Raw genomic sequence first — 19,278 nt, forward strand, 5'->3', positions numbered from 1 at the left:
CGCCGTTCCGCACGGTCAGGGGTGGTCATGCGGAACGGCGCGTTGCGACTATAACGCGGTTTTGGGCGAAACGGTCAAGCGACCGACAAGATTTCAAAAATCTCGTTCGGGTGCGCGATGGCGTCCTGCTCCGCCACGAGGAGCATCTCGTCGGAGCCGCTCGCGTGCGTGCGCTCGAGGACGGCATACATCGTGGCCGCCGTACGTCGCAGGGCCACCTCGGCCCCGTCGGTCAGGTAGTGCGCGAGGAAGACCGCGGCGGTGACGTCGCCGCCCCCGCGGACGGTCATCGGCAGCATGGGGGTCGTGACGACCCACGCGTCGTCGGCGGTGATGCAGGCCATCTGGATCGAGTCGGCCGGGGTGTCGGACGTCAGTGCCGACGTCACGAGCACGACCTTCGGCCCGCGCGCGACGAGCTCGCGCGCAGCGGCCACGAGGTCGGCCTGCGTGGCGACCTCGCGCCCGACGAGGTACTCGAGCTCGAACTGGTTCGGCGTCACGATGTCGGCCCGCGGCACGACGTGGTCACGGAGGTACTCCGGGATGCCCTCGCGCACGAAGAAGCCGCGGCCGACGTCGCCCATCACCGGGTCGCAGCAGTAGACCGCGGCGGGGTTGGCCGCCTTGACGCGCGCGACCGCGTCGAGCACGACCTCTCCGACGGCCTCGGCGCCCTGGTAGCCCGAGAGCACCGCATCGATCGTCGGGAAGGCGCCGCGCTCCTCGACACCGTCGATGACGGCAGCCACGTCGGCGGGCGCGATGAGAGGGCCGCGGGTCGAGCCGTAGCCCGTGTGGTTGGAGAACGTCACCGTGAGGACGGGATAGACCTCGTGCCCGAGCCGCTGGAGCGGGAAGACCGCGGCCGAGTTGCCGGCGTGACCGTAGGCGACGTGGGACTGGATCGACAGGATCTTCACGCGCCCACCCTAGCCGCTTGCATACCCTAAATAGTTCTAGTCATAATAGAACTATGCTGTGGCAGGTCGACCCCACCTCGAGCACCCCGCTCCACGCCCAGGTCGCGGCCTGCGTCCGTCGCGAGATGGCCTCGGGTCGCCTCGCCCGCGGGGACCGCCTCCCGTCGGCCAAGGAGGTCGCCGGCGTCCTCGACGTCAACCTCCACACCGTGCTGCGCGCCTACCAGGCGCTGCGCGACGAGGGCCTCATCGACCTGCGCCGCGGCCGGGGTGCCATCGTCACCGCCACCGATCCTGCCGGGGACGCCCGCCTGCGATCGCTCGTCGCCGAGCTCGTCGCCGAGGCCCGCCTCACCGGCACCACCCCCACCGACCTCACCCGACTCATCGAGAGCGAGTTCCAGCGATGACCACCGACCGTCGCCCCACCCGCGCCCTCGTCGCGAGCGCCGTCGTCCCCCTCGGCGTCGCGGTCACCGGCACGGCGACGGCGTATGCCGTCCGCGACCGTCTGCCCGACCGGCTGGCCGTGCACTGGGGCGTGGACGGGGCGCCCGACCGCTACAGCTCCTTCACCGGTGCGGTCGTGACGGCAGCCGCCCTCACGGTCGCCGTCCCGCTCGCGATCATCGGGCTCGGGGCACTCATGCACCGCTCGGCCCGCGGGCCGGTCGCCGCCATCGCCGGAGGTCTCTCCGTCGCTCTGGGCGGGCTGCTCTTCGGCGGTCTGCTCGCGCAGCGTCCGGGCCAGCCGCCTCAGGCCTTCCCGCCGCAGTGGGCGGTGCCGTCCCTCGTGCTGGCCGTGCTCGTCGGCGTCGGTCTGTGGCGCTGGGGCCGGATCACGCCCCCGGAGGTCACGGGCCCGCGCGGGCCGCTCCCCGCCGACGCCGCACGCCTCGACGTCGCACCGACGACGCGGCTCGCGTGGACCGGGCGGGCCAGCCTGCCGACCGGGCCCGCACTCGCGCTCGCCGTCGTCGTCGCGCTGCCGCTCGTGTGGGTGGCCCTCGCCGGCCTGCCGTGGGTGTGGCTGCTGGCGCTCGCCCTCGGCGCCCTGCTCGCCGTCACGCTGTCGGCCCGGGTGGTCGTCGACAGCGCCGGGCTGCGCGTCTCGAGCGCCGGGTTCACGTGGTCCCGGGTCCCGCTCGAGCGCGTGACGTCGGCGACGACGTGCACGGTGTCGCCCCTGCGCGAGTTCGGCGGCTGGGGCTGGCGCCTCGCGATGGACGGGCGTCGCGGCTACATCACCCGCGCGGGCGAGGCGCTCGTCGTGCACCGGGTCGGCGAGCCGGACGTCGTCGTGACCGTCGACGACGCCGACGAGGCCGCCGCGGTCCTCAACACGCTCGCCGCCCGCACCTAGGCCTGGACCGGCCTGAGACGGCGAGGACCGTCCTGAACCGGTCTGAGACGGCGAGGACCGTCGATCGACATCGCCGTGTCAGGATGGATCGCATGAACGCGATCCCCACGACGACCGTGTCCGAGCTGCCCGACGACGCCGTCCTCGTCGACGTCCGCGAGGCCGACGAGTGGGCTGCGGGCCACGCCCCGAACGCCATCCACATCCCCCTCGGCGAGCTGCCCTCCCGCATCGACGAGCTGCCCGAGACCGATGACACCGTCGCCGTCGTGTGCCGCATGGGCGGCCGCTCGGCGCGCGCCGTGCAGTGGCTCGTCCAGCAGGGCTACGACGTCACCAACGTCGAGGGCGGCATGGTCGAGTGGCAGCGCGCCGGCAAGCAGCTCGCCGCCGACGGCGAGCCGAACATCATCTGACCCGCGACCCGACGGAGGGTGACCCGGTGAACGACCGCGACAGGCACGACGACGCGCGCCAGCCGGACCCGACGGCCGACGAGTGGTCGGCCTGGCTGCCCCGCCTCGACCCGCCGACGACCCCGCTCCCGCAGCCCTCCGCGCCGCCCGACGCCGCAGTCCCGCCGGCCCCGTCGCCTGCGCCCGATGCCCCTCACGCTCCGCCGTCGCTGCCGCACCTGCCGCCTCCCCCTGCCACACCGACGAGCTGGTATGCCGGGTCGTCGCGGCCCGCGCCCATGCCGGCTCCCGCGGGCGCGCCGCTCTACAGCCCACCCCCGCCGAACCGGCTCGGGCTCGCGATCTTCTGCACCGTGTTCTGCTTCATGCCCTTCGGCATCGTCGCGCTCGTCAAGGCGAGCTCCGTCAACGCCAGATGGGCGCAGGGCCGGCTCGTCGAGGCGCGCCGGGCCTCGGAGTCGGTCCGGAGCTGGTGCCTCCTCGCCGCCCTCGTCTGGCCCGGGCTCGGCCTCCTGACGGCGTTCACCGCCGTCCTCGGCTTCCGCTGACGCCGCTCCCGCCCTGTCAGGCGACGGGGATCGACGCCGGTCGGGTGCAGACGAGCTCGTCGCCCTGCGGAGCCGCCACGGGGGCCTGCACCACCCCACCCCCTGCCGACGCTGGACGCGCCTGGGCGACGCGGCCGTCGACCTGCACGCAGAGCTGCCACTGCTTCAGGCCGCGGTCCACCGCGCCCCGCGGCGCCTGGAACGAGTCGCCCGGGACGTCGAGCACGGGCGGCGACACGGCATACGCCCTCCCGGTGACGCTCGCCCCGGGAGCGATGACGTGGCCACCCATGACGGGCGCGGCGGCGAAGCGCACGTTCGGCGCCGTCGCGAAACCCTGCTTGCTCAGACGCAGCACCCCGGACTGCTCGTAGACCCACGCGTGCTGCTGGTCCACGCCCCGGGGCAGCGCGGCGCTCCCGAGGTCGTGGGGCACGAGGTCGTAGGCCAGGAGCGGGGTCGACCCCGTGTTGGTCACCGTGTAGTCGACGACGAGCCCCGGCCGGACGGCCATGCCCGACCCGGTCGGGCCGTGGTGCGCGCCTCCTGCCGGAGCCATCGTCGCCTCGAGGCGCACGCCGCCGGACGTCACGGTCTGCACCGGGGCGACGGACCCGACGGCCGACGTGGGCGCCCCCGGGGAGGGCTCGGCCTGCCCGCAGGCGCTCGTGGCGAGCACCGCGCCGAGAGCGAGCGCGGCACCGGTCGAGGTCTTCAGGGTCGTCGTCAACGGCTTCATGGTGGGAGAGACAACCACGCCGGTCGGATCGTTGCAGTCTGAACCGTTTCGACCCGATCCTGAGCGTCACCTGAACGTCACCCCCGAGCCCGCTGGCAGTAGCGCCAAGTCGCGGCGCAGTTTGGGCAAACAGTCCTTAAACGACCTCTCCAGCGGGTATGGGGCGCCCTCCGGCGGGCGTACTTTTGCCCCGGCCCCGAGCGATGCGCAGGCACGCCAACGGCCGATCCGCCATCGCCAGAGGAGACCCCATGAAACGTTCCGCACGCCTCGCGCTCGCAGGCGTCGGCGCCGCCGCCCTCGTCGTCCCGGTCGTCGCCACCGCCGGCGCCGTCAGCGCCCACCAGCGGCCGACGTCGCACCCCGCGACGGTCAGGACGTCCACGCCGATCAAGCACGTCGTCGTCATCTTCGGCGAGAACGTGTCGTTCGACCACTACTTCGCGACGTACCCGCAGGCCGCCAACACCCCGGGCGAGCTCAGCCAGGGCTCGGGCACACCGGCCCCGCGCTTCACCGCCGCGCCGGGCACCCCCCGCAGCATCGCGACGCTCGCGCACGACCACCTGCTCGCCCCGAACAACCCCAACTCGGTGCAGCCGCAGCGCCTCACGCCCGGCCAGGCCGTGACCTGCGACCAGGACCACACCTACACGAACGAGCAGAAGGCCTACAACGCCGGCGCCATGGACAAGTTCGTGGAGTTCACGAGCAAGGACGCGTGCGCCGCCCCGACCTTCGGCCGGACCGGCCTGACGATGGACTACTACGACGGCAACACGGTCACGGCGATGTGGAACTACGCGCAGCACTACGCGATGAGCGACCACGCCTTCAGCACGACCTTCGGCCCGTCCTCCCCCGGCGCCATCAACCTCGTCTCCGGGCAGACCCACGGCGTCAAGGAGTTCAACGCCGACGGCACGCCGGCCACGACCCCGGCCGGTGGCGACTACACCGTGCGCTTCCCCGACGCCAACGGCGTCGGCACCATGACCGGCGACCCGGACCCCGTCTACGACGACTGCTCCAACAACAGCCACGCGAAGAGCTACACCCTCGCCGCCATGACGGGACGCAACATCGGCGACCTGCTCAACGCCAAGAAGGTCTCGTGGGGCTGGTTCCAGGGCGGCTTCACGCCGACCACGGCCGCCGCCGGCAGCGCACCCGCGGCCTGCCTCACCACGCACACCAACGTCGCGGGGATCTCCTCGACCGACTACAACCCGCACCACGAGCCCTTCCAGTACTACGCGTCGACGGCGAACCCGCACCACCTGCCGCCGGCGAGCGTCGCCGAGATCGGCCACGACGGCCAGGCGAACCACCAGTACGACATGTCCTCCTTCGACCAGGTCGTCGGCACCGACAACCTGCCGGCGGTCAGCTTCCTCAAGGCCCCGAACTACCAGGACGGGCACGCGGGCTACTCCGACCCCCTCGACGAGCAGCGCTTCGTCGTCAAGGAGGTCAACGCCATCCAGAAGTCGAAGCACTGGAAGGACACGGCGATCGTCCTCGCCTACGACGACTCCGACGGCTGGTACGACCACGTCGCCGCGCAGGTGAAGAACGCCTCCAACACGACGGACGACGCGGCCTTCTGCACCAACGCAGCCGCCTCCGGCGTGCCGATCGCGCAGGGCTACCAGGACCGCTGCGGCCCCGGCCCGCGCCAGCCGCTCGTCGTGATCTCGCCCTTCTCGAAGACGAACTACGTCGACCACCACCAGACCGACCAGGCCTCGATCCTGCGCCTCATCGAGGACAACTGGGGCGTCGGCCGCATCGGTGACGGCTCCGCCGACGCCTGGGCCGGCTCGATGCGCGGCCTGTTCTCGTTCGAGGACTCGCGGGCCCCGCAGGTCATCCTCGACGAGAACCGGGGCACGGTCGCCTCGGTGCAGCGCACCCGTCACGAGGGCTGACCCCCTCGGCGACACACGCCACACGCACGACGGAGCGGGCCGGGTCACCAGACCCGGCCCGCTCCTCGTCGTCCGGGCCGCTACTTGAGCAGGCGGGACAGGCGGCGGTCCGCGAGCGGCTTGCCGCCGGTCTGGCAGGTCGCGCAGTACTGGAGCGAGGTGTCGGCGAACGACACCTCGCGCACGACGTCACCGCACACGGGGCACGCCTCGCCCGTGCGCGCGTGCACGCGCATGCCGGCCCGCTTGGCGTCCTTGAGCTCCTTGGCCGGCTTGCCCGACGCCGTCGTGACGGCGCTCGCGAGCGTGTCGCGCAGAGCGGCATACAACCGGTCGACGACCTCGGGGGCGAGGGATCCGGCGATGGCGAAGGGACTGATCTTCGCGACGTGGAGGATCTCGTCGGAGTAGGCGTTGCCGACCCCGGCGATGAACTCCTGGTCGCGCAGCAGCCCCTTGATCTGGGTGCGGCGCCCGTCGAGCATCGACCGGAACGTCTCGAGGGAGAAGTCGTCGGCCATCGGGTCGGGTCCCAGCCGGGCGATCCCTGGCACCTCGGCCGGGTCCTTGACGATGTATGCCGCGAGCGACTTCTTCGTGCCCGCCTCGGTCAGGTCGAAGCCCGACCCGTCGGACAGGCGCACCCGCAGCGCGATCGGCGACTTGCCGGGGCGCACGACGGTCGCCGGCAGCTGGTCGGACCAGCGCAGCCAGCCGGCGCGGGCGAGGTGGAAGACGAGGTGGGTGCCGTCGGCGTCGATGTCGAGGAACTTGCCGTGCCGGTGCACGCCGTCGACCGGGGCACCCTCGAGCGCCTGCGGCGGCGGGTTGAAGGTCTTGAGCACGCTGAACGACGCGAGCTCGACCCCCGTGATGGCAAGGCCGGCCGTTCGCTCGGCGAGGAAGTCGACGAGCGCCTGCACCTCCGGCAGCTCAGGCATGGCCCCAGTCTGTCATCCGGAGGGGACTATCGGCCGGGACGCGAGGGCTGTTCGTCGGCGGCGAGCACCTCTCCCACCTTGCCCGCGCTCTCGAGGACCCGCAGCATGGCGTGCCCGTCCGGCGCCGAGAAGGTCGGCACCGACCGGGCCGCCCAGGACCGGATCGGCGCCTCGATCTTCATCGGGTTGGACAGCACCTGCTCGGTCGGCGACAGGTGGCGGATGCAGATGGCCTCGACGCGGTCGGGCCTCGCCTCGGCGAAGTCGGCGTAGATCTGCGGGTCGTGCTGGCCGTCGTCGCCGACGAGCAGCCACCGGATCTCGGGGAAGTCGCGGGCGAGCCGGTCGAGGCAGCTGCGCTTGTGCGCCTGCCCGCTGCGGAACCAGCCCGTGTTGGTCGGCCCCCAGTCGGTGAGCATGAGCGGCCCGAGGGGGAAACCGTTCTCGACGAGGAAGCGGTTGAGGGTGGCGGCGGTGTTCCAGGCTCCCGTCGAGACGTAGACGATGGGGGCGCCGGGGTGCGCCGAGAGGATGCGGCGGTACATCGGGGCCATTCCCGAGACCGCGTGCCGGGCCTTGCCGCGGCGGACGAAGGTGTTGAAGGCCGCGATCATCGGGCGCGGCAGCATCGTGGTGATGACGGTGTCGTCGATGTCGCTGACGATGCCCTCGGTCACGCCGTCCGCGACGATGAAGACGTCGGCCGCCACCGGGTCGGTGCCCTGCACCTCGACGACGACCTGCTGCCAGCCCGGCGCGAGACCGTGGTCGCGCGCGACGATGTCGACGTGGCCGCCGCGGTCGGAGCGGCCGTAGACCTCACGGTCGCCCGCCGTGACCTTGACCGGGACGCCGGTGGCCGGCGACGTGATGAAGGCGCGCCAGCCACGGTCGTAGCGGGCCGGGGTCAGGGCGCCGGTCGCGTCCTGACGGGCCTCGGGCCCCTCGGTGTGCTCCCGGCCCTTGCGGCCCAGCAGGATCCGCGCGTAGACGCGCACGAACGACGACGAGCCGTAGCCGACGTGGGTGATGACGCGGTTGCCCCACCCGCGGCTGCGCAGCACGCGTTCGACCTGCTCGTGGACGGTGTCCTCGACGATGGCGGCCGCGTGCGGTCGTGACATGGCCACAACCTACCCGTGAGGGCTGTCACCCGCGCGAACGCCGGGTTGCCAACAGGTGGACCCCGACGGGCGCTGGTGCGACGCGGCAGGTTTGATGGTCCGCGTGCACCCCATAGCCGAAGTCCTCAGCAAGGCCGCCGGTGGCGACTTCCCCACCGTCGACGGTGGCTGGCAGCGCGTCGAGCCGTGGCGCCCCGGCGTCGAGGGCGTCGTCGCGTTCACCGGGCACGCCTACCTCGCCGTCGACCACGACGTCTCCGACGGGACGCTCGTCTCGCTGAGCCCCGACGGCTACGGCGGCGCCAGCAACCCGCGGCTCGTCTCGCGCCTCGCCGGCACCGGCTGGATCGACGCGCTCGACATCATCCTCGTGGCGCGCGGGACCGGCGGCGAGCCCACCCTCGTGCCGCGAAGCGACCTGCGCAACCACCCGCGCGCCGAGCACGCGACGTCCGTGCGGAGCGACGTCACGACGTTCGGGTATGCCGTGCCGGACGACCACACGCTCGTCACCCTCTCGACGGGGCTCGGCGGGCTGCCCGAGGTCGGCCTCGAGACCGACCCGTCCAAGGACCACGTCGGCGCCGACGTCGTCCGTGACGCCCTGACGCTCATCCCGGAGGGGGAGGTCGCCGTGGCCGCCTGCGCCCCCGGCAACGCCCGGGCGCTGCGCGCCTTCCTGTCCGCCGGCTTCGAGCCGGTCGCGTCGGTCCAGCTCTGGCGACCGGAGCGCTGACCGACACCGGGCCGCGAAACTGGCGGATGTCGGTCGGACGTGATCGGATCTGCGCGTGGACACCGGTGTTGACGAACGAGCTGCGACGCACCGTGGGGCCCGTCGTGGGCTCCGACGTCCGGGTGCCCGCGGTCGCCTCTGGCCGGTGCTGCCCCTGGCCGCCGCGGCCTGGTGGGTCGGGGGCGCCCTGCCGTGGGTCCTCGACGGACTCGGGTCGAGGTCCCCGAGGGACTGGCCCTACGACGTCACCACCGGATCGGCCACCGACGGCTACATCACCCTGCTGCCCTTCACGACCGCCCGCCTCGGCCTGCTCCTGACGATCACCCTCGTCGGCGGCGGGCTCGCGGCGCTGGCCGTGCTGTGGGTGCGCCCGCGCGGTGCCCGACGGCTCGCCACCTCGGCGCTCACCTCGCTCGGGGCGCTCCTCGCCGCCGCGTACTGCATCGCCCAGTCGGCCGGAGCCACCCGCCAGCTCGGTGGTGACTTCGACCGCGACGACCGCGTCCTGCTCGGCGTGCTCGCCGTCGCCGTCGTCGGCACCCTCGTCGGCCTCGCCCTCGGGCTGCTCGTCGTGCTCGGTGGACCGGTGTCGCGCGCCCTCGCCGCTGCTCCCCTCGCCGTCGCCCTCGGCAGCTGGGTCAACGCCGTCGTCGTGGCCCTCGTCGGCCTCGACCGGGCCCTGGGCGTGCTGCGGTGGACCGCGGTCGTCGTCGGGGTCGCGGCCGGGCTGGCCCTCGCCGGACTCGGCGTGCGACCCGTGCGGCGCCTCCTCGCCTGGGTCGCCGTGCTCGTCGTCGTCACGGTCGCGGCCGCCGGCCAGACGGCCTTCTCCTACCTCGCGACCTACCTGCGGCCCCGCACCGGCCTGCCCGACGGGCTGCGCGAGCACGTCCTCGCCAGCCGGGACGTCTTCGTCGCCGCCGTCCGGCCCGAGAACCAGGCCTGGGGCATCCACGCCGTCGCGGTCGTCGTCGGGGTGCTCGGATCGCTCGCGCTGCGGCGTCGCCCCGGGGCCCGTCCGGCCGGGAAGGAAGCAGACGGCGAGGCGCCGTCCACGCCCGACCCGGGCACCCGGCCTACGCCCTCGCCTGCAGACGACCGTCACATCGACGCCACGGTCCGATGACACGGACCCCACGACGCGGCACGTACCGTTGGGCCATGCTCAGGGGATCTCGTGCCAGGACTCTCGTCGCCGTCTCACTCTCGGGGGTGCTCGTCGGCACGCTCGCAGCCGGGTGCTCGATGTTCGACTCCCCGCCCGACCCCGATGACGCCGCACGCGCCCTCGCTGCCGGCCTGGCCTCCGGCGACCTCGGCGCCGTCACGTTCAAGGGCACGACCCCGGCCAGGGCGACGGCGTTCGTCACAGCCGCCTACAAGGACCTCGGCACCCTGCGGCCCCAGGTGTCGGTCAGCGAGCTGAGCCACAGCGACGGTTCCGACCGTGCGACGGCGACGCTGCTCAGCCGGTGGGACGTCTCGACGTCCCCGACGGACTGGACCTACAAGACCCAGGTCAACCTCTCCCTCGTCGACGCGACGTGGCAGGTGTCGTGGACGCCCGGCATCGTGGCCCCGCAGCTGGCGTCCGACGAGACCCTCGACATCGTGCGCAAGTGGCCCCAGCGCGCCGACATCGTCGACACCTCCGGCGCCAAGATCATGACCGAGCGCGAGGTCGCCGCCGTCGGCATCGACAAGACCAAGGTGTCCGGCGCCGAGGCCACCGCCGCGGCGAAGAAGCTGGCGACCCTCGTCGAGATCGACCCGGCGCGCTTCGCCGCCAAGGTCGGCGCGGCCGGCCCCAAGGCCTTCGTCGAGGGCGTCACCCTCCGCGCGACCGACCCGCTCCTGCAGCGCAACGGCCCTGCCATCGCCAAGGTCAAGGGGGCGCTGACGGTGCCGGCCATGCAGGTGCTCGGCCCGAGCCGCACCTTCGCCGCCCCGATCCTCGGCACCGTCGGCGAGGCCACCGCCGAGCAGATCAAGGCCTCCAAGGGCACCCTCGAGGCCGGTGACACCGTCGGCATGACGGGCCTGCAGTACCGCTACGACGCGCAGCTGCGCGGCACCCCCGGGCTCGCCGTGCAGGCCGTCCGGCGCGGCGCCGACGGCAGCGTCCTCGACAAGCGCGAGCTCTTCGCCGAGCAGTCCACCGACGGCAAGCCCCTGACGATCACCCTCGACCAGAAGGCGCAGGCCGCGGCCGAGGCGGCCCTCGCCCAGCAGACCCAGCACCCCACGGCTCTCGTCGTGGTCCGCGTGTCCACCGGTGAGGTGCTGGCGGCGGCCGTGGGCCCCGCAGCGAACGGCTCGACGCTCGCCCTCGCCGGCAAGGAGGCTCCCGGCTCGACCTTCAAGATCGTCAGCTCGCTCGCCAACGTGCGCAAGGGCTTCACCGCCGACACCAAGCTGCCGTGCACCCCGACGCTGACGGTCAACGGGCGCCAGTTCGCCAACTACACGACCTACCCGGCCAAGCACCTCGGTGACATCCCCATGCGCATTGCGCTCGCCTACTCGTGCAACACGGCCTTCATCAGCCAGCACGACAAGGTGAGCCAGCAGGACCTCGTCACCGCCGCGCAGTCGCTCGGGATGGGCGAGAAGCTCGACCTGCCGTTCACCGGCTTCCTCGGCTCGGTGCCGCCGACGGACGATGCCGTCGAGCACGCCGCGTCGTTCATCGGCCAGGGCCGTGTCGAGGCCTCGCCGCTGACGATGGCCCTCGTCGTGGCCTCCGTCATGAAGGGCCAGACCGTCCGGCCGCAGCTCGTCGCCGGGCTGCCGGCGCTGCCCCAGCCGGCGACCCCGCTCGACCCGGCCGAGGCGGGCGTGCTGCGAACCGAGATGCGCACGGTGGTCTCGGAGGGGTCCGGCACCGTGCTCAAGCCGCTCGGGGTCGAGTACGCCAAGACCGGGACGGCCGAGTTCGGGACGAAGAACCCGCCCGACACCCACGTCTGGATGGTCGCGGGCCGCGGCGACATCGCCATCGCGGCCTACAACGAGGTCGGCGACAACGGCGTGACCGGCGCCGCCCCCTTCATCATCAGCTTCCTCAAGGCCGACAACCTCCGCTGACCCACCCGCCCCTCCCCCCACGTCGAGTGGGCACGTTGCTTCAGCAAGGCCCCGACGAGACCTGGGTGCCTGGGGACAAGCGTGCGCGAAGTGCCCACTCGACGGTGAACGTCCATCGAGTGGGCACTTTGCTTCGGGCGGGGTCGAGGCGGGCTACCTGGCCGGGACGACGTCGACGTCCGCGGCGCGGACGTAGGCGAACCGGTGGCCGAGCGAGATCTGGTAGTAGCGGTCCTGCCCGACGACGTCGACGTGGTCGTTCGGGGTGTCGGTGGAGAAGGTCGTCGCACGGTAGTAGTCCGTCGGCACCGTGAGGTCGCCCACGGCATACCGCTGGCCCTGCGTGAAGGAGTACTGCAGCGGGGCGATCGCCTGCGGCGGGATGCCGGCCGGGTAGGCCGAGGCCTCCGGGTAGGCGCGGCCGTAGACGGGCACCGACGCGCGGCCCGCCTTGGGCACGACGTAGGAGCCGGCGACCGGCACCGCCTTCGGCGCGGAGGCCGGGTTGAGGAACCAGCCCTTGACGCCGTTGAACCAGATGGCGGTCCAGTCGCCCTGACGCTCGGCGACGGCGAAGGTCAGACCGGCCTGTGCCCGGGCACCGATGTCGGAGACCGAGGTCGTGGACGGGGCACCGTTGGGCTTGCGACCGATGTCGTTGACGAGCGGGGCGTCCGCGGACGGGGCCGTGTGCAGGTAGACGAAGTTCGTCGGCTGCGAGCCACAGCTGTCAGCGGCCGTGCCGTCGCAGTACGTCACGGTCTGCCGGTTGTCCTCGAAGCCGGGCAGGATCCGCACGAGGTCCTTGGCCGAGCCGGACGTGTGGGCCTGGAGCGGCGCGCCGAGCAGCTGGAAGTAGTGCTCCCAGTTCCAGTAGGGCCCCGGGTCCCAGTGCATGCCGGCGACGTTGGCCGGTGTGACGCCCGGGATCTGGTCGTGCCCGAAGATGTGCTGCATGTCGAGCGGGATGTCGTACTTCGTGGCGAGGTAGCGCACGAGACGCGCGGACGAGCGGTACATCGGCTCGGAGAACCACTGGGCGCCGGTCGCCGCGAAGCCCTCGTGCTCGATGCCGATCGAGTGCCCGTTGATGTACCAGTTGCCGGCGTGCCAGCCGACGTCCTGCGGCTGGAGGTGCTGGGCGATCTGGCCGTCGGAGCTGCGCAGGGTGTAGTTCCACGCGAGGTACGTCGGGTCGGTGACGAGCTTGAGCGTCGTGTCGTAGGTCGCCTCCGTGTTGTGGATGACGATGTTGGTGATCTTCGGCGCGGTCGGGCGGCTCGCGACGTCGTGGTTGCCGTAGTCGCCGGGGTCGGAGCCGAGCTTCTCGTACGGCGCGGGGACCCACTGGCAGTCGAGACCGGGCGGGCAGTCGACGGGGCCGCTGTTCTGCTTCTTGAGCAGGCCGAGTCGCTGGACCTGCCCCGACTGCGGCTTGACGCTCGAGGGGGCGAGCGAGACCTGCTTGCCGTCGACCGTGCGGCGGGCGGCTCCCGACGCGATGACGGAGTAGGCGTCGTCGGCGAAGGCGTTCGCGACGTCCTCCTCGGCCGAGCCGGACGCGTCGGCCACCGACGCGAACCAGGCGCCGGGGTCGCTGGACGCACCCGTCGGCAGCCCGAGGCGCTTCTGGGTGGCGGCGAGCAGTGCCGCGCCGCCACGGATGTTGGCGAGCTCGTCGGTGCGCAGGGCGTCCTCGGACAGCCCCGTCAGCGTGGCGGCCCGTGCGAGCGTGTCGGCCACGGGCGCCGGCGCAGCCGCCGGGGCCGCACCGAGGCCCTTGCCCTCGGACGCCGAGCCGAGGTTCGCGTCGACGAGGTGCATCGGACCGTAGCCGCCCGACGTGCTGTGACCCGGGTTGAAGTCCCACCGCGTCTGCGCGTAGGACACTGCCTCGAGGACCGGGCGCGGCACGCCGTACTCGGTGGCCGCTGCGGCGAAGGCCCGCTCCCGGCTCCCCGCGTCGGTGCCCACGCCTGATCCGGTCGAGCCGGTCGAGCCGGTCGAGCCGGTCGAGCCGGTCGAGCCGGTCGAGCCGGTCGAGGTCGGGTCGGCCGCTTGCGCCGCCGGGCTCGCCAGGGCCACCCCGGCGGTGACGGCCGCGAGCGCACCGAGCGCGGCCACCGCCCGTCGCACCCTTCGAGCCGCTGGAGTTCGGTGAGGTGTGGAGTTGGGTATCACTCGATCGTCCCTTTCGTATCCCTAGGACCGCAGGACACCGAGCCGCCGATGTGGGTCCATCGGCGCCGGCGCCCCGTCGCGGTCGGGTGTGCTCGGCACCACGCCGGACACACCTCTGAGTCCGAGCATTCCCGTGCACCTAGAGGCCCGCCACTTGAAACCGTCACCCGAGCGTCATCCCGTGTCCACCGCGTCACACGTGCATCGTGAGCCGAGAAGGCGCACCATGGTTCCCATGGGGCGCGCAGGCCTGTGCGTGGGGTTGGCCATCGCAGCAGTCTTGATCGGGGGCTGCGGCTCCGCCGTGTCCGACGACGGTGGGAGCGGGTCCGGCTCGTCCGACACCGCCGGGGCGGTCTCGTCGGCGCCGTCGTCGAGCGCGCCTCGAACGCGGGTCGGCAGCGGCGGGAGCGATGCGGGGGCACCGTCCTACGGGCCGTCCTTCCCGCTCGTCCTGCGGCGGACCGGCGGCATCGCCGGGTTCGACGACCGCATCGTGCTCGACCTCGACGGCCGCATGCACGTCGAGACCCGCTCGGTGCACGGGCGGGTGTGCACGCTCCCCGCTCCGCAGCAGCGCCAGCTCGTCGCCCTCCTCGCGACCGTCCGCCTCGACTCGCCCGCGGACGGCACCTCCCCGAGCGACGTGCCGTCCGGCGACCTGGCCACCGTCGGCCCGGACCCCGTCACCGACCCCATCACCATCTCCGTCACGGACGAGCAGGCGCGCCCCATCGACCTCAGCGACCCCTCGCTGGGCGAGATCTCGGCCCTCGTCGGTGGTCTCGTCGGTGACGTGACCCTGACGACCCCCGCGACGACCCGCTGCACGACGCCCGTCGCGTCCGCGCCGCCGGCCGCCCCCGCGGTCCCTGCCGCCGGCTGAGCCGGAGGGCTGAGTCGCCGGGCCGCCCAGCCGGACCCGCCCGCCGGACCCGCCCGCCGAAACCGTCCCGCCACGGCCACCACACGCACGAGGCCGGTATGCCGTGGGCGTGACCCCGTGGCATACCGGCCTCTCCTGGTGCGTGACGTGCCGGGCTGCTCACGCAGCCCGAAGGTCTCCGTCCGTCAGGTCTGTCGGAACCGTCAGAAGTTCGTCGAGACGTCGTCGATGACGAAGCTCGTCTGCAGCGAGGAGTCCTCGGTGTCGGCGAACTTCAGCGTGACGTTCGTGCCCTTGTAGGCGGTGAGGTCGATCGTCTTCTGGGCGTAGGAGGCCTTCGGCGTCGACAGGTTGGAGAAGCTCGCCTTGGTCACGCCGTTGATCGAGACCGTGGCCGTGTCGTAGGCGCTCGTGGTCGTCGTCTCGGCCGTGTCGATGCGGACGTAGTAGGTCAGCGTCGGGGAGGTCGCGGTGGACGGGACGGCGAAGGTCTGCGACTCGCTCTCGGAGCCGGCCGTGCCGTTGCCACCGAGCCACATCTTGTACGAACCGGTGCGGGCCGGGCGACCCGCGTCGTTCGTGATCGGACCGGCGGTGCCGGTCCAGCCGGTCTGGCCCGACTCGAAGCCGCCGTTGGTCAGGGCCGCACCCGTGCCGCCGCCACCGCCGCTGGTGCCGCAGGTCTCGGTGCTGGCCGGGGCGGAGATGGCGCCCATCGCCTTGTCGACCGCGGTGCACTCGGCCGAGCCGACGCCGTAGAGATCCTTGGCCGCCTTGATGACGCCGGTGCGGGCCGCTGCGTAGTTGCTGCTCGAGGTGAGGTAGGTCGACAGCGTGCGGTACCAGATCTTCTCGGCCTTGAGGTGGCCGATGCCGGTCACCGTGGAGGCGTCGCACGTCGGGCTGTTGTAGCTGACGCCGTTGATCGTCTTGGCGCCGGAGCCCTCGGAGGCGAGGTAGTACCAGTGGTTCAGCGGGCCGGACGAGTAGTGCGGGTCGAGGCTGCCGAGGCTGCTGCTCCAGCAGTCCTTCGAGGCGCCGTCCTTGCTCGGCTTGTCCATGTAGCGCAGCGGGGTGCCGTTGCCGTTGAGGTTGAGCTTCTCGCCGATGAGGTAGTCGGGCACGTCGTTGGGGTTGTTGGCGTACCACTCGACGGCGGTGCCGAAGATGTCGGACGTCGACTCGTTGAGACCTCCGGCGTCTCCGGTGTAGGCCAGGCCCGCGGTGTTCTCGGTGACGCCGTGGCTCATCTCGTGGCCGGCGACGTCGATCTCGACGAGGGGGGCGGCGTTGCCCGCGCCGTCGCCGTAGGTCATCTGCGTGCCGTCCCAGAAGGCGTTCTGGTAGTTCTGGCCGTAGTGGACGCGGCTGCGCGCGCCGGTGCCGTTGTTCCAGATGCCGGCGCGGCCGAGCTGGGTGTTGTAGTAGTCGTACGTCTTGCCGGCGCCGTAGTGCGCGTCTACGGCGGCCGACTGGCGGTTGCTCTGCGAGCCCGTGCCCCAGACGTCGTCGGCGTCGGTGAACGTCGTGCCGTTGCCCGTCGTGGCCTGGTTGAGGTCGGTCGTGTAGTTCCCGTGCGTGTCCTTCATCGTGTACGCGCCGGACGTGCCCGAGGTCGCGAGGGAGACGCTGCCGACGAAGATGCCGTTGCCGGTGCCCTCCTTGATGTCGTCCCAGCTCGTCAGCGTCTTGCCGGTGTTGGCGTCGACGATGGTGTGCAGGCGGGTCGGGGTCTGGTCGGCCTTGATGCCCTCGGTGATGACCTCGTAGGCGAGCTTGGGGCCGGTGGCCGACTGGAAGACGACGAGCTCGCCGGGGGTGGCGGTCTCCCTGTCGGCCTTGGAGGCGGCGAGGCCGGCCTGGTGCGCCTGGCTCTTGCTGATCGTCGGCGTCATCGTCGACGGCGTGACGTTCTTGCGGACGTTCCACGTGACGCTCTTGACGGCGCCGGAGGCGTCCTTGTGGCTGACGAAGTCACCGCCGATGACGCGGAGGCCGTCGAGGGTGCGCTCGTACCGGACGTGGGTGGCACCGTCGGGGTCCGCGATGACGGACTTGACGGTGAGCTTCTCGCCGGAGGCGAGGCCGAGGGCGCTCGCGGACGACGCGGCTCGGGACTGCTCGGTCGCCTTGAGGCTCTGCGACTCGGGGGCCGGCGCCTTGTCGCGCCCTGCTCCGGCCGCTGCGCCCGCCGGGATCGCCGGCGAGATGGCGAGGGCGAGGGCGAGCAGCCCTCCGGTCGCCAGCCCAGACTTCAGTCGATTCACTGGTTGCTCCTTGTCGAGATGCGGCGCCTGCCGCTTGGAGGGAGTTCCGCCGTCCCACGACGTGGGAGCTGGCCGGAACGAGCGCGACGTTGGCAGTTCCCTGTGAACGCGGTCAACGTGGGTTGCCAAGTCTTTGCCAACTGCGTCCCAACTCCTGAGGAGCGCTTGGGCGCAGGGCGATTCGCTGCAGGGCGCGACTTGGGTGATCTCCCAGAGTCGTGCGGAGTTGCTCTCAGCGGGCTGTCGGACTGCGGTCGGCGCGGTCCCGTGCGCGCGCCAGGTCGGCCGGCGTGTCGACGTCGAGCGCCACCTCGGAGGGGTCGTCGACCGACTGCGTGCGTATGCCGCGTGCGAGCTCTCGCATGCTGCTGCCGTAGGCGTCGCCGAGCTCGTCGAGCCTCCGGCGCAGCACGGGCAGGCGCCAGGCCGCGCACAGCCAGTTGTGGCGGCCGTCGGCGTCGACGGTCACCGCGAGGTCCGCCTCGTCGAGGGCCTCGAGCAGCCGTTCGAGGTGGGCGGAGGTGACGAAGGGGAGGTCGGCGGCGAGGACGGTGACGGCATACGGGAGCGGCGTCCCGGCGTCTGCGGTCAGTGCGTCGACGGCGGCAGCGAGTCCGGCGACGGGCCCACCCCCCGGCACGGCCTCCATGACGACGCGGACGCCCTCGGGCACGCCCTGCCCCGGCCCGACGACGAGAGCCGGGCGCTTGCCGGCGGCATCCAGGACCCGGGCCACGAGCGGTCGGCCACCCACCTCGATCACCGGCTTGTGCTCACCCATGCGGCGAGAGGCACCTCCCGTGAGCACCACGACGACCGTGGACGGCGGGGCTGGGACCGGTGGCACTCTCGGAGTCTGGCACGACGTCTGGCAGGCTGAGTCCATGGGACGGGTCACGGTGCGGCGCAAGGTCACGACGATCGACCTCTCGACGCCCTCGACGACGACCCGCCCCGACACGCTCACGGTCGAGGAGCCGCTCGAGCTGCGCGTCAACGGGACGCCGCTCACGGTGACGATGCGCACGCCGGGGCACGACATCGAGCTCGTCCACGGCTTCCTCATGTCGGAGGGGCTGATCCGCTCGGCGGACGACATCGCGCTGGCCCGCTACTGCGAGGGCGCCGTCGTCTCGGGCGAGAGCGGCTTCGACGAGAACACCTACAACGTCATCGACGTGACCCTGGCGCCCGGTGTCGCGGCTCCGGCCGCCTCGGCGACGCGGGCCTTCTTCACCAACTCCTCGTGCGGCGTCTGCGGCAAGGCGAGCATCGAGCAGCTGCGGGCGCAGTCGGCCTTCGACGTGCGGTCCGACGCGACGGAGTTCGCCGCCAAGGTGCTGGCCGAGCTGCCGGACGCCCTGCGGACCGAGCAGAAGTCGTTCGACAAGACCGGGGGCCTGCACGCGGCCGGCCTCTTCACCGCCGACGGCGAGCTGCTCGTCGTGCGCGAGGACGTCGGCCGGCACAACGCCGTCGACAAGGTCGTCGGGTGGGCCCTCCTGAGCGGACGCGTGCCGGGTGTCGGGTGCGCGCTCGTCGTGTCGGGGCGCGCGTCGTTCGAGCTGACTCAGAAGGCGATCATGGCCGGGATCCCTTGCCTTGCAGCGGTTTCCGCGCCGTCTTCGCTTGCCGTGGAGTGCGCCGAGGATGCCGGGATGAGCCTGCTCGGCTTCGTCCGCGGCAGCCGTCTCAACGTGTATGCCGGGGCTCACCGGATCACGACCACCTGACCACCCGACCGACTGGAGGGCCCACCCGTGGCGATCTTCGCGATCCACTACACCTACCCCGACGACGTGACCGAGATGCTGACGATCCGGCCCGAGCACCGGGACTTCCTCGCCGGGTTGTCCGGACTGCTCGTCGCCGGGATGTACCAGGACGGCATCGACGAGGTGAGCGAGGGAGAACCGACCGAGCAGGAGCCGGCCAAGGCCGCGCTCATCGTCTACTCCGCCGACTCGGTCGAGGCCGTCACGGAGACCTTCGACCAGGACCCCTACTGGCTCGGCGGCTACGTCCTGCGCCGCGTCGTCCGGCGCTGGGACCCGCCGCTGGGACCGTGGGTCGCGGACCCCACGCAGTCCCCGGGCTGAACCCACCCCCCTTCCCCCATCCCCCGTCGAGTGG

At 72.3% G+C, this 19,278-nt stretch carries 18 protein-coding genes; 11 read left to right on the plus strand and 7 right to left on the minus strand.

From position 1 onward, the window contains the following. Positions 1 to 74 precede the first annotated feature (74 nt). Positions 75 to 923, minus strand: a complete 849-nt coding sequence (gene pdxY / locus TAE01_RS02080) for a pyridoxal kinase PdxY (protein ID WP_147062835.1) — start codon at positions 921 to 923, stop codon at positions 75 to 77. Between the two features lie 53 nt (positions 924 to 976). Between pdxY and TAE01_RS02085 the strand changes: the two genes are divergently transcribed. The 4 genes from TAE01_RS02085 to TAE01_RS02100 all read left to right on the plus strand — a co-directional run bounded on the left by TAE01_RS02085 (position 977) and on the right by TAE01_RS02100 (position 3,250). Continuing rightward, positions 977 to 1,333: a GntR family transcriptional regulator gene (locus tag TAE01_RS02085; protein WP_147062837.1), complete on the plus strand. Its 357-nt coding sequence runs from the start codon at positions 977 to 979 to the stop codon at positions 1,331 to 1,333. Continuing rightward, the gene (locus TAE01_RS02090; protein ID WP_147062839.1) at positions 1,330 to 2,286 is read left to right on the plus strand and encodes a DUF1648 domain-containing protein; all 957 of its coding nucleotides are present in this window, start codon (positions 1,330 to 1,332) and stop codon (positions 2,284 to 2,286) included. Before TAE01_RS02085 ends, TAE01_RS02090 begins: the two co-directional genes overlap by 4 nt. 92 nt (positions 2,287 to 2,378) lie before the next feature. After that, entirely contained in the window at positions 2,379 to 2,702 is a 324-nt protein-coding gene (locus TAE01_RS02095; protein ID WP_222594034.1) for a rhodanese-like domain-containing protein, read from the plus strand. Positions 2,703 to 2,728: 26 nt separating this feature from the next. Further along, positions 2,729 to 3,250 carry a CD225/dispanin family protein gene (locus TAE01_RS02100; protein ID WP_147062843.1) on the plus strand — a complete coding sequence of 174 codons (522 nt, stop codon included), beginning with the start codon at positions 2,729 to 2,731 and terminating at the stop codon, positions 3,248 to 3,250. A 16-nt stretch (positions 3,251 to 3,266) separates the two neighbouring features. Here the strand turns inward: TAE01_RS02100 and TAE01_RS02105 are convergent, their stop codons facing one another. Further along, the gene (locus tag TAE01_RS02105) at positions 3,267 to 3,980 is read right to left on the minus strand and encodes a hypothetical protein (RefSeq protein WP_147062845.1); all 714 of its coding nucleotides are present in this window, start codon (positions 3,978 to 3,980) and stop codon (positions 3,267 to 3,269) included. A gap of 260 nt (positions 3,981 to 4,240) precedes the next feature. Here TAE01_RS02105 and TAE01_RS02110 point away from each other — a divergent pair, with 260 nt between their 5' ends. Next, positions 4,241 to 5,920 (plus strand): phospholipase C, encoded by a 1,680-nt coding sequence (locus tag TAE01_RS02110; RefSeq protein ID WP_147062847.1) that lies wholly within the window; start codon positions 4,241 to 4,243, stop codon positions 5,918 to 5,920. A gap of 80 nt (positions 5,921 to 6,000) precedes the next feature. On the opposite strand, the gene TAE01_RS02115 is transcribed toward TAE01_RS02110, so the two are convergent. Then, positions 6,001 to 6,861 carry an Fpg/Nei family DNA glycosylase gene (locus tag TAE01_RS02115; protein WP_147062849.1) on the minus strand — a complete coding sequence of 287 codons (861 nt, stop codon included), beginning with the start codon at positions 6,859 to 6,861 and terminating at the stop codon, positions 6,001 to 6,003. A gap of 26 nt (positions 6,862 to 6,887) precedes the next feature. After that, positions 6,888 to 7,985 carry an App1 family protein phosphatidate phosphatase gene (locus TAE01_RS02120; RefSeq protein WP_147062850.1) on the minus strand — a complete coding sequence of 366 codons (1,098 nt, stop codon included), beginning with the start codon at positions 7,983 to 7,985 and terminating at the stop codon, positions 6,888 to 6,890. Positions 7,986 to 8,088: 103 nt separating this feature from the next. On the opposite strand from TAE01_RS02120, the gene TAE01_RS02125 reads away from it, so the two are divergent. From TAE01_RS02125 to TAE01_RS02135, 3 genes are all read left to right on the plus strand, one after another. After that, a complete protein-coding gene (locus tag TAE01_RS02125) occupies positions 8,089 to 8,721 on the plus strand; it encodes an N-acetyltransferase (RefSeq protein ID WP_222594035.1) in 633 nt (210 codons plus the stop codon). A gap of 145 nt (positions 8,722 to 8,866) precedes the next feature. Further along, positions 8,867 to 9,850 carry a hypothetical protein gene (locus TAE01_RS02130; protein WP_147062854.1) on the plus strand — a complete coding sequence of 328 codons (984 nt, stop codon included), beginning with the start codon at positions 8,867 to 8,869 and terminating at the stop codon, positions 9,848 to 9,850. Positions 9,851 to 9,885: 35 nt separating this feature from the next. Continuing rightward, the gene (locus TAE01_RS02135; RefSeq protein ID WP_246111078.1) at positions 9,886 to 11,811 is read left to right on the plus strand and encodes a penicillin-binding transpeptidase domain-containing protein; all 1,926 of its coding nucleotides are present in this window, start codon (positions 9,886 to 9,888) and stop codon (positions 11,809 to 11,811) included. Between the two features lie 153 nt (positions 11,812 to 11,964). Here TAE01_RS02135 and TAE01_RS02140 read toward each other — a convergent pair whose 3' ends face one another. Continuing rightward, entirely contained in the window at positions 11,965 to 13,935 is a 1,971-nt protein-coding gene (locus TAE01_RS02140; RefSeq protein ID WP_246111079.1) for an N-acetylmuramoyl-L-alanine amidase, read from the minus strand. Positions 13,936 to 14,296: 361 nt separating this feature from the next. On the opposite strand from TAE01_RS02140, the gene TAE01_RS02145 reads away from it, so the two are divergent. Continuing rightward, the gene (locus TAE01_RS02145) at positions 14,297 to 14,878 is read left to right on the plus strand and encodes a hypothetical protein (RefSeq protein WP_147062858.1); all 582 of its coding nucleotides are present in this window, start codon (positions 14,297 to 14,299) and stop codon (positions 14,876 to 14,878) included. A 203-nt stretch (positions 14,879 to 15,081) separates the two neighbouring features. Here TAE01_RS02145 and TAE01_RS02150 read toward each other — a convergent pair whose 3' ends face one another. Beyond that, the gene (locus tag TAE01_RS02150; RefSeq protein ID WP_147062860.1) at positions 15,082 to 17,145 is read right to left on the minus strand and encodes a M4 family metallopeptidase; all 2,064 of its coding nucleotides are present in this window, start codon (positions 17,143 to 17,145) and stop codon (positions 15,082 to 15,084) included. A 232-nt stretch (positions 17,146 to 17,377) separates the two neighbouring features. Beyond that, positions 17,378 to 17,926: a molybdenum cofactor guanylyltransferase gene (mobA, locus tag TAE01_RS02155; RefSeq protein WP_186815002.1), complete on the minus strand. Its 549-nt coding sequence runs from the start codon at positions 17,924 to 17,926 to the stop codon at positions 17,378 to 17,380. Between the two features lie 103 nt (positions 17,927 to 18,029). Between mobA and fdhD the strand changes: the two genes are divergently transcribed. Further along, entirely contained in the window at positions 18,030 to 18,878 is an 849-nt protein-coding gene (fdhD, locus tag TAE01_RS02160; RefSeq protein WP_147062864.1) for a formate dehydrogenase accessory sulfurtransferase FdhD, read from the plus strand. A 27-nt stretch (positions 18,879 to 18,905) separates the two neighbouring features. Continuing rightward, positions 18,906 to 19,244: a YciI family protein gene (locus tag TAE01_RS02165; protein ID WP_147062866.1), complete on the plus strand. Its 339-nt coding sequence runs from the start codon at positions 18,906 to 18,908 to the stop codon at positions 19,242 to 19,244. The last annotated feature ends 34 nt before the right edge of the window (positions 19,245 to 19,278 follow it).

This window comes from Terrabacter aerolatus (genome assembly GCF_007991735.1).
Taxonomy (GTDB): Bacteria; Actinomycetota; Actinomycetes; order Actinomycetales; family Dermatophilaceae; genus Terrabacter; species Terrabacter aerolatus.

What these genes read in the sequence shown, in the direction of transcription:
- TAE01_RS02090 (WP_147062839.1), top strand. Translation starts at nt 1,330, where the DNA reads ATGACCACCGACCGTCGCCCCACCCGCGCCCTCGTCGCGAGCGCCGTC.
- TAE01_RS02135 (WP_246111078.1), top strand. Translation starts at nt 9,886, where the DNA reads ATGCTCAGGGGATCTCGTGCCAGGACTCTCGTCGCCGTCTCACTCTCG.
- TAE01_RS02095 (WP_222594034.1), top strand. Translation starts at nt 2,379, where the DNA reads ATGAACGCGATCCCCACGACGACCGTGTCCGAGCTGCCCGACGACGCC.
- TAE01_RS02115 (WP_147062849.1), bottom strand. Translation starts at nt 6,861, where the DNA reads ATGCCTGAGCTGCCGGAGGTGCAGGCGCTCGTCGACTTCCTCGCCGAG.
- TAE01_RS02085 (WP_147062837.1), top strand. Translation starts at nt 977, where the DNA reads ATGCTGTGGCAGGTCGACCCCACCTCGAGCACCCCGCTCCACGCCCAG.
- fdhD (WP_147062864.1), top strand. Translation starts at nt 18,030, where the DNA reads ATGGGACGGGTCACGGTGCGGCGCAAGGTCACGACGATCGACCTCTCG.
- TAE01_RS02110 (WP_147062847.1), top strand. Translation starts at nt 4,241, where the DNA reads ATGAAACGTTCCGCACGCCTCGCGCTCGCAGGCGTCGGCGCCGCCGCC.
- mobA (WP_186815002.1), bottom strand. Translation starts at nt 17,926, where the DNA reads ATGGGTGAGCACAAGCCGGTGATCGAGGTGGGTGGCCGACCGCTCGTG.
- TAE01_RS02120 (WP_147062850.1), bottom strand. Translation starts at nt 7,985, where the DNA reads ATGTCACGACCGCACGCGGCCGCCATCGTCGAGGACACCGTCCACGAG.